Annotated in this window: 1 protein-coding gene; it reads left to right on the forward strand. The window is 61.7% G+C overall.

All coding sequences use genetic code 11. The features are described 5' to 3' along the window. Positions 1 to 58: 58 nt before the first annotated feature. A complete protein-coding gene (locus RGD00_RS23325) occupies positions 59 to 1,282 on the forward strand; it encodes an IS256 family transposase (RefSeq protein WP_310459619.1) in 1,224 nt (407 codons plus the stop codon). Positions 1,283 to 1,317 lie beyond the last annotated feature (35 nt).

Below are 1,317 nucleotides of genomic sequence, written 5' to 3' on the forward strand. Positions count from 1 at the left end.
GGGACTATCCTAAATTTTGTGCGCTGACGTGGTAACTGCTCTCAGAGGAGACCCACGTATGAGCATCGACAAAGACCTGCTGGACCGGCTGATGGAAGGCCGCTCGCCTGGCGATCTGTTTGGCAAGACCGGCATCCTGGCGGAACTGACCAAGGCACTGGCGGAACGTGCGCTGAGCACGGAGATGGACGTCCATCTCGATGAAGAGCGGGCCGGTAATGCCCCTGAGGGGGGGAACCAGCCGGCCAACCGGCGCAATGGCAGCAGCCAGAAGACCGTGACCACGGACAGCGGCAAGGTGGTTTTGGACATTCCCCGTGATCGGAATGGCACCTTCGATCCGATGCTGATCGCCAAGTATCAGCGCCGCTTCCCCGAATTCGACCGCAAGATCGTCAGCATGTATGCCCGTGGCATGACCACCCGCGAGATCCAGGGTCATATCGAGGAAATCTACGGCGTCGAAGCCTCGCCCAGCCTGATTTCCGCGATCACCGACGCGGTGATGGAGGAGGTCACTGCCTGGCAGAACCGCCCTCTGGAGCCCTGCTATCCGATCGTCTTCATGGACGCGATCCGGGTCAATATCCGCAGCGACGGGGCGGTCTCGAACAAGGCGGTCTTCGTGGCCCTGGCGGTTTTGCCGGATGGCACGCGGGACGTTCTCGGCCTGTGGTTCCAGGCCAATGAGGGCGCGAAATTCTGGGCCAAGGTTCTCAGCGACCTGCGCAACCGGGGCGTCCAGGACATCCTCATCGCCGTCGTCGACGGGCTGAAGGGCTTCCCGCAGGCCATCGAGGCGGCCTTTCCCCAGACGCGGATTCAGACCTGTATCGTTCACCTCCTGCGCCATTCCATGAACTTCGCCAGTTACAAGGACCGCAAGGCCGTCGCCGCCGCCCTCAAGGCGATCTACACGGCGGTGGATGCCAACGCAGCCGAACAGGCCCTGGCAGAGTTCGAGGATAGCGATCTGGCCAAGCGGTATCCGGCGATCGCGCCGAGCTGGCGCCGGGCCTGGAACGAGGTCATCCCGTTCCTAGACTACCCACCCGAGGTCCGAAGGTTGATCTACACCACGAATTCCATTGAGGCCTTGAACTCGAAGATCCGGCGCGCCGTCCGCACCCGGGGCCACTTCCCCAGCGACGATGCGGCTGCGAAATTGATCTATCTGGCGCTCAATGCTACATCCAACGAGTGGAAGCGCTCCGTCCGCGAATGGCACGCTGTAAGATCGCAGCTCGCCATCATGTTCGAAGACCGCTTCCCAATGGCCTAACACAACGCGTCAGGCACAAAATTCGGCACAGTCTC

The organism is Ruixingdingia sedimenti, assembly GCF_031432425.1.
Lineage (GTDB): Bacteria > Pseudomonadota > Alphaproteobacteria > Rhodobacterales > Rhodobacteraceae > Ruixingdingia > Ruixingdingia sedimenti.